The following is an 8,470-nucleotide window of genomic DNA, read 5'->3' as shown; positions in this document are numbered from 1 at the left end:
GCCGATGATACCGATCGACGCCGCCTCCTCTGGGGCAAAGCCCAGGGCCACCGCCACAATAAATGCAATAACAATACCGAACTGCGCTCCCGCGCCCAAAAACAGACTGCTCGGCCGGGCAATCAGCGGGCCAAAATCCGTCATGGTGCCGATCCCTAAAAAGATCAGCGACGGGTAAATCCCCAGCTTTACGCCCTGATATAAGTAATAGAGCAAACCGCCCGCCTGCCCGTTCGCCGGTGCGTCCATCAGCCCGGTAATGGGCAGATTGATGAGCAGCATTCCGAATGCGATGGGCAAAAGGAGCAGCGGCTCGAATTTTTTGACGATCGCAAAATAAATCAACACAAGTGACAGTACAATCATGACTAAGCTTTGCCAGGTTAGAGCCGCAAAACCCGAACTCTGAATCAGCGTTTGAATCGCTTCAATAAACAATGTCCTTCCTCCTATCTATGATCTGTTTTTTCTGTGCGCCCGCTTTCAAATTTGCGGATTCCAACGGTAAAAATTCGAATCAAGAAGTACAATACCGCCAAAATCCCAAATACGAGAGACATGCAGAAAACACCAACCAATGCAGCTTCCGACACAGTCATTTCGATCCTCCCTTTCTCTCTTAACGCCATGACCGGCTTACCAAAGGGGGAGTTATGCTCTGTAAGAAGCACCGGAAAAAAGACGACAAAAAAGGGCGGAACGCTTCATACAGAAGCTTCCCACCCTTAAAGCTCAAAATCTTGAAAACAAGAATCCGAAAACGAATCCTGCCCAACCGGTATTTTGTATTTTCAATTTGTGCCTATTATACTCAAGTTTTCGACAGAAGTCAAGCATTCCTCAAAAATAGATTTTTCCATCCTGCTTGTCTCATAAAGAGAGCGTAAAGCCCACGCCGACTTCTTTTACGGGGATTTTTTCATGGATTGCCGCGCGGACGGCAAACGAGGTACAGTGGCAGGGATACAGCTGCCGAATTCCCGCTTCCTCGAAATATCGGATGGTAGCCTTTACTCTTTCATTCACCTGAAACAGATGAAACCCGCCGATCACACCCGTGACTGTTTGAGTACCGCACACCCTTTTCGCCTGCTCTATAATATTGCAGATGCCGCTGTGCGAACAGCCGGTGATGACAAAAACACCGTCGTCCCCGCAGTAGGCCAAGGCAGAATCATCCATCACATAGTCGTCGCAGAAGTCCTCCCCTGCTTTTTGTTCCCCCAAAGCCAGGCGGGGTTCAAAATCGCACACGGTTGGAATCTCACCGAGGAAGAAAAGATGCTCGCTGAGCCGGATCGGCTCCTTTGTCAGACGCAGACGGCCGATTCCTTCGATTTCCCGCTCTGAAAAAGACGCGCCGATGCTTTCCGTTTCAAACCGCTTTGCTTTCCAGGTATCCGGGTGCGAAATGATCTGCACGTTTGACAAATCGTATTCGTCCTTCAAATACTGCAGCCCGCCCGTGTGATCGTTGTGCCCGTGGGAGAACACAATCTTCGTCAATCCGCCGAGGTCGATCCCCATTTTGCGTGCATTTTTCCCGGCAATATCGGAATAACCGGTATCGAGCAGGATTTTTTCGCTGCCATCCTCAATATAATAGCAGGCGCCGGGCTCCCCCAGATAATACTGATTGATATAGGTATTGTTATCGACCAGAACCGTCAGTTTCAATGATACGCCTCCTCTTTCTGAATCATTCCATCGGGCGCCTGCCCGATGGCCAGAACCGGATAGGACAAAAGGCATCTTACGAAAGTAAGATGCCTTTTGCCGCAGCAGCAGAAAACGCTCTTCCGGAGAAACATTCCCTTTCGGAAACCTTTTTCTGCTGCGATTTGAAACAAATAAAGGCACAGAGTGTGAATTACAGCTCTGTTTTCCACAGGCCGTGCAGATTGCAGTATTCATAGACCGCAACCGGCTTTTCATCGTCCTGTAATGTAAATACGGCTTTCGGGGCCTCGCCGGGCTGAAGAGCCGTGCGGTGGCCGCCCGTGGTGGTCAGCAGATAAATCCACTGGATATAGTGCTCCGGCAGCATGGGATGCTCTACACTGCCGACAACAGCAGTAACGGTATTCCCTTCAACGGTCACAACGGGAACGTGCTTCTCGGTAGCGGCATCAGTCGTATTTGCAACCAGCTCGGTCATTTTCTCCCCACAGCATACCATGGGTACGCCGGAGCTGAAGATCATTCCAACCAAATTGCCGCAATGCTTACAGATAAAGAATTTTTGTTCCTTGTTCATATTTTTGCTCCTTTCCAATTGTCGTAAAACGGCGATTGCCGTCACATAAATTATATCTCATTCCGTCGGTAAAATCTACCTGTGACGGCAAAATTCATTTACAAAGATTACCAGGGCGCCAGCTATTTTATATCCGCTGTTTTCACCTGCTTTGCAACAATCAGCAGGCGGCCATCCTCCCTGGAATACTCGCAGGTTGACAGCAGCAGAAGCCGATCCCCGAATGATACGCTTTCGCCGGTTTGGTACAGCTCGCGCTTTTTACACGCAGCGACAAACGTTTGAAATTCCTTTTCATCCGAAGAAAAGGCGGCTTTGGTATAATCGAACGCATTGGGGTCATTCAGCAGCGCGGTGGTTTTGACGACCATCACAATCTGATAAAAGCCATACTGCTCCAGCGTATCGAACAGGATCATCGGATGCTCTTGATAATAGGACTGCTTTTCGTAATCGACAAGAGCGCCGAACATCCCCTTGTTTTTGGTGTGATGCCCGTAAATCAGCACATTGCCGCCGGACAAATCGCTGCGGGAATCCGCATACGGAACCCCATAAGGGCTGTACTTGTGCTGAAAATCGTGATCGAGGTAATAATCCGGGTCTTTTGGGGTCTGCATCACCGGGTAATTGATCGAGGTGCCCTCAATCTGAATCCACCCGGCCAGGTCGGAGTTTTGCTGTGCCAACTGGCCATACCGTTCCCCGGGTGTTTTGGGAATAGCCGCCGGAGAGGAGGTCTCTCCGGCGGCTGATGGCACATCTTCAGATAGAGTTATGCGAAGATCTTCAAACCCTTTGTCTGCCGTGATCTGACGCTGGTAATCCAGAAACAGGATCGTTCCGGAAATCAAAGCCAAAACGCTGAACAGGATGCATCCCGCTACGGTCAAACGGCGTTTTACCGTCTGCCTATTTGTCGACATGACGGCCCTTTTTCCTGGAAACCAGCAGAGAAATCACGGAATACCCCAGGCCGGCCAACGACAGGCCCAGCATCAGCGCCCACAAAGGCGATGCGCCGGTATAGCCGGTTTTCGGCCCAAAGGTTTCGACGGTTCCCTTTGGAACGTCGTTATCGGGAATCTCTTCTACAGGTGAGGACGGTTCTGTTCCGCCTCCACCGCCCAAAGGAACTTCGTCCGGCGGAATGAATTCAGGGAGCAATTTGTTTTCGAAGTTGAGCTTTGTGCCTACTCCGGAAATACGTACTGTCTGCGCCTTCGGGAGCTCGTATCTGTCTGTCACTCCCTCTTCCGCAATTTCACGGACGGTATAAGTTCCCTTCGGCAGCTCGCCAGTCATAATGCGGCCGTCTGCATCCGTTACGAAGCGTTCGGTATAGGTATTGCCGTCCGTAATCTCAAAGGTAAAACCGGAAAGCACACCATCTTCGGAGGATTTCTGGATCACGATATAGCCCTCGTCGCTGCCGCCTCCAGGATTACCGCCTCCGCCTCCGCCGCCTCCACCGCCACTGGAACGACGGGCATTGGCGATCAGAATTGCGTTGCCGCTGTCATCTGTTGTGATTGACTGCTTATTCTGATTGACCGTTACCGTAAACACCGCACTGGTATTCACTAGATACCGCCCGGGTGCAGCCACTTCGGCAATCTTGTATGTTCCGTAAAGCAGGTTAGAGAAGGTAAAAGAACCATCATTTTCGCTCAAAACGGTAGCAATGGCCTTGTCTTTGATCAAATTGGTTTCTGCTGCGTTAAACAAGCCGATGGTCGCGCCAGCCAACGGAAGGCCGGAACTGGCAATCACTTTCTGACCGACGATGGAACCAACAGGCACATTGGTAAAGACATCGCTGCCATTATTGCTGATTTGGACCACTTGCCCATTCGTCGTGATGGAGAAATCATGCGAACGAAGCGGCTTCTTCGGGTCAGCAGGATCGACATCCGGCTGATAACTTTTGGGCGTGGTGGTTTCTTTCAGAGTATAATCACCCGCCATCAATCCATCTGTCTTAAAATACAAATCGCCCGCCGCATTTTTAGCCGGTGTGTCTAAATCAGAAAGTTCATACAGTCCGGGGGTGGTACTGCTCTCGATCAGATAGGCCACCGCCTTATCCTGACCCTTATCGTCCTTTTCGGTTTTACTGTACACTGTAAATTTCGCGCCAGTCACGGCAGAAGCATCGACTGAATCCTGTTTTTGCAGCGTTACCGTTCCCCGAATGCGGGTGTTGGAGACGATGTAGCCATCATCAACAGATTTCTGTAAGAAACCGTCAGCCGGCGACACAGTAAGGTCCCCAGTTGTGCTAATGGTAACCGTGACAGAGGCGGACAGAAGACGGAACCCGCCGGGAGCAGTCGTTTCTTTCAGCGTGTAGCTTCCGGGATCCAGATTCTCAAATTTCACCGAGCCATCTTTATCGCTATTTACTTGCTTGGTTTGCAAACCAGCTTTGGTAAGGGTAAACGTTGCCCCCAGAGCGGGATTTCCGTCGTCGCTCTGCTTTGTAAAGGAGAAAGAATACGTATTCGCATCCGCTTTTTGAGGCACGTTTACAATAACGGTATTTTTCGCATAGTTCTCAGAATAAATTTTATTGATTTTTTCTGGAAGGTTAACCGGCAGGGTGGAATCGTCGGTTTTACTGGGGAATATATAGTAGCCTTCTTTGGACTCCTTTTTGTAGCCCTCAGGAGTCACTGTTTCTTTCAGCTGATATACCCTATCCTTCTCCAGATAGAGGAAATAAATCATTCCGTTAGATGCAGTTTTCTTTGTCAGCGTCTCACCATCCGCTACCCATTTTCCAGCCTCATATTTCATCGGGGTCAAGGTGAATTCTGCCCCGGGCAGTCGGAAGTCAGGTGCATTTGTATCCAAGCCAGTGCTATTGCTGCTGGTTTTCAGCACACGCAGCTGCGCTCTGGTGCTGGCACTGGCAAAATCGCTCCACGTTACTTCCGCAGCGTCATGGGGCTTTTGGTCATTGGTATTCGTCGTGTCGCCATTGCTCCATGTAAGCGTGACTTTGTTGGTCATATCCTCCGGTTTAACCGGGGCGACCACCAAAGTGGTAAACGTAACCAGCAAGGGGGTTTTGGCATACGTATTCGGGATTGTGAAAGAGAACCCGGAATTTTTCACCGTCGGGTTAAATTCACTTTTCAATTCCCCGCCGGTTGTCGTATATTCCTTCATCGCTTTAGGGTCGGCCTCAAAGATAATGGGTCCTTTTTCCGAAATGCTTGACGGATCAACCGCTTTGATCGATAGGGTCGTCTGATCCAACTGGAAACATTCTTTCAGTGTATCCTCCAGTTTGGCACCTTTCATATCAACGCCACCGGCATTCAACAGAATCTGCCACTTCACATGGGGAACCACCTCTGAGCCATCCATCTTAGCGTATTGCCCCTGCTTCCCGACGGCGGGAACCCGAACCGTATGTGTCGCGGAATCGTTTAGATCGATTGCACCGTTTGATTCTTCCGGTACAGCATTCACCACTTCGCCAGTCAGGTTAGAATCATTTGTAAACGGGTATGCAGTACTTAGATTTTTACCCATTGTTGTACGGTAAGTATCGTCTACTTTTGTGGTAAAGACCAACTCGTAGGTGTCATAGAAGGCACTCTCGAATTTAAATTGTACCTTCTGACGTGGATTTTCAGCATCACTCGTATCGAATCCATCATTCTTCATTTTAACGGTTTGGCTACCGATGCTTATGGATTCCTCGGAGCCATCGCTTGGGACCGACTTATTCACAGGATATGGTGTCGCCGTACCATCCGAGCCATCAGAATTCCTCGGAATCTGCTTGACGGAAACCAGTTGATCAAATGTCGTATGCGTCGGCACGGTATCCGTCAGAACTGCTCCTGCCGCAATGTTCGCGTGGTTCTGGTTGATTCTCACGCGCCAGTACAGCTGGTTGCCTGCAAAATCGTAGTAGTTCTTTACCGTTCCATTCGGATCGATGTTGTCCTTGACCAGAATGGTGTTGGGCAGGTTCGCTTTATCGGAAGCGATCTGCGTTTTGGACTGCCCGTCAACAATCCCACTGAAGGTTGCCGAATTTTCAATCAGGTTTTCGTTATCGTCAGAAGGGTCTGTGGAATTAGAATTAGGATTCGAATTGTTATTGTTTAAAATATCGGGGGCTACCACAGTGGTTTTCAGGGTTAAAACATAAACTTCACCTGCCGCAATATCTCCCAAGTTAATCGTCAAAAGCGTCGTATTCGGGTGTTCCAAATCGGTAGAATCAATAGGCGTTAAGGTATAGTTTGGTTCTGATGAGCCGCCCTCAGGAATTTCAACAGATGTTCCGTCAGGCTCCGCTTCCGTCTTTTTAACGGCGATAAGACTCTTAAACTCCTGCACATCGTTGCGCAGGTAGTCCTTAACTACAGCGTCTGTAATATCCTTATTGCTGTAATTGACCTCAAACGTCCATGTCATTGTACGTGTTTTGGGGTTATAATCTTTCGTGTCCCACTTGCTATCGAGGTTTCCTGCAGTTTTCTGCAGAAAATCGTAATTCATGTTTACGTTCTTATCAATATTGAAAGAAAACTCGGGAATTTCACCGCCGCCGCCCGTGCCCGGGCCGCCCGGACCGTACACACCATACCACAGCATGGTCGCCTCGTTCTTCAGTGTTTTGTTTACAGCCTCATTCCCAATCGTATCAATCGCTTTTGTTTGATACGTAACCTTTAGCGGTTTGTTCAGCTCACTAACATCCAGCGGAATAATCAGAACCGCTTCGTCCCCATTGGTATAATAAACCGGTTTATGCTCGGGATTTTCAACAGTACCGAAATTGGTAATGGAATCAAGCCAGTTTTTCTTCTCGGCAGAAGTTTTGCCTGTACCCGACAGATCCGCATAGGAATATATTTCTGAGGGCAAGGAAGATGTTTTGTCCTTCGCTATATCATCCTTTTCATTTAATTGAAATACTACCTGATGCAAATCGTTTTTTTCATACATATGAGTATCTTTGATTCCCTGAATCGAGTCGATCAGGTACACCGTACCAGTCGTTCCGGTAAAATACGTGTTCGCGGTGATCGTCCAGTCCCATAAAGGGCTGTTCAGGCCAACACGCTCGCCCTGTTTATCCATAAACTGACCGTTCAATTTAGCAGTTATTTCACCACTTACGGCGTCTGGTTTTTGGGAATCCGTTCCATAGAGCTCCGCCTTGTTTTTGAACTCTACGATGGGTTTCCCGTTCTTAATATTAATATATTCTCTATAATTTTCTTCAGTCAACATGGTGGTAACCGTGAGTGTTATCGTATTGCCAGTATAGTCCTCCGGAATTTTATACTCCAAGGAGTCTCTGCCCGACTCTGTTTTAATCGTATAATCCGTGTCCCTGGTTAAAGCTTCTCCTACGTCATTCAACTTCACTTCACTCACGGCTAAGCCTGCGGGAACCAGATCTTTGATGGTCATATCGGCCAGTGATTTGTCCTTTGGCGCTTTCGCGGTAATGACATAGGTCAGGAAATGTTCGTTATCCGTCTTACTTATAACGATATTTCCAGCAGCATCCACAGTATCTTTGGCGAATTCTTTCGTAATCGTATAAGGGTCAGACGTACCGGGGTCGGTGCTACCGCCGCCGTTGAAGCCTACTTCAACGTTGATTTTGTCTCCCTCTTCTTTGATTATGGGCTCTTCTTCGCCAGTGCCATCTTTTATAATCTTCAGCCCGATAGACGCACCCGCGGAAACATCAGCCCATTTATAAACGCGCGGATCCAGCGTCGCGGTAACGGTCAGTAAGTTCGGTTTGCTCGCGTCGTCCTGCGTAATGGAATAGGTTCCTACTGTTTCGTTTTTTAGACCGCCCTCTTCTGTAATGACCAAGTCCTTTGTTTTAAGCAATTCTTTCAGAACATCTTCGCTTAGGTCAAAAGCGCCCTCCTCCAAAGACAGCTTGAACTCAAAGCCAGTGTTCAGGGCCAACAGTTTATTTTTTATCTCAACATAGCCAGTGAAATCATCTGCATCATCATCAGTTAAATTCCCGTAAATCTCTTCACATTTGAATTGTTTCGCCTCATCAGAAGTTAGCTCAGGAAACGTCTCGTTTACATATTCTGCTATTGCCGTTTCAAAATTGGATTTCAATTGCGCATCAATTAATTCAAAATTAAAATTTAATTTAAAAGATTTTTTTTCATCAATAGTGGCGGTAATCTTCGAAGTATCCTTAAA

General features: G+C 48.2%; 5 protein-coding genes and 1 other annotated feature. All 5 genes read right to left on the bottom strand.

Annotated elements, in window-relative coordinates:
- The coding region (locus TY09_RS17045; RefSeq protein ID WP_042436855.1) for a sodium ion-translocating decarboxylase subunit beta at positions 1-438 on the bottom strand (438 nt) is incomplete at its 3' end.
- Positions 439-713: 275 nt separating this feature from the next.
- Positions 714-777, bottom strand: a sequence feature (sodium ion sensor (DUF1646 type); this cis-regulatory element may regulate processes involved in with the transportation of sodium ions).
- A gap of 93 nt (positions 778-870) precedes the next feature.
- The gene (locus TY09_RS17040) at positions 871-1,677 is read right to left on the bottom strand and encodes an MBL fold metallo-hydrolase (protein WP_042436852.1); all 807 of its coding nucleotides are present in this window, start codon (positions 1,675-1,677) and stop codon (positions 871-873) included.
- Positions 1,678-1,870: 193 nt separating this feature from the next.
- On the bottom strand, positions 1,871-2,257 hold the full coding sequence (locus TY09_RS17035) for a desulfoferrodoxin family protein (RefSeq protein WP_009059854.1): 387 nt from the start codon (positions 2,255-2,257) through the stop codon (positions 1,871-1,873).
- Positions 2,258-2,379: 122 nt separating this feature from the next.
- On the bottom strand, positions 2,380-3,183 hold the full coding sequence (locus TY09_RS17030) for a class B sortase (protein WP_042436849.1): 804 nt from the start codon (positions 3,181-3,183) through the stop codon (positions 2,380-2,382).
- Positions 3,170-8,383 carry a SpaA isopeptide-forming pilin-related protein gene (locus tag TY09_RS18710; RefSeq protein ID WP_207640409.1) on the bottom strand — a complete coding sequence of 1,738 codons (5,214 nt, stop codon included), beginning with the start codon at positions 8,381-8,383 and terminating at the stop codon, positions 3,170-3,172. Before TY09_RS18710 ends, TY09_RS17030 begins: the two co-directional genes overlap by 14 nt.
- Positions 8,384-8,470 lie beyond the last annotated feature (87 nt).

The sequence above is a fragment of the Faecalispora jeddahensis genome (assembly GCF_000577335.1).
GTDB classification, from domain to species: Bacteria; Bacillota; Clostridia; order Oscillospirales; family Acutalibacteraceae; genus Faecalispora; species Faecalispora jeddahensis.
The sequence above is the reverse complement of the archived record's forward strand: the minus strand, read 5'-3'. Positions and strand labels throughout refer to the sequence as shown.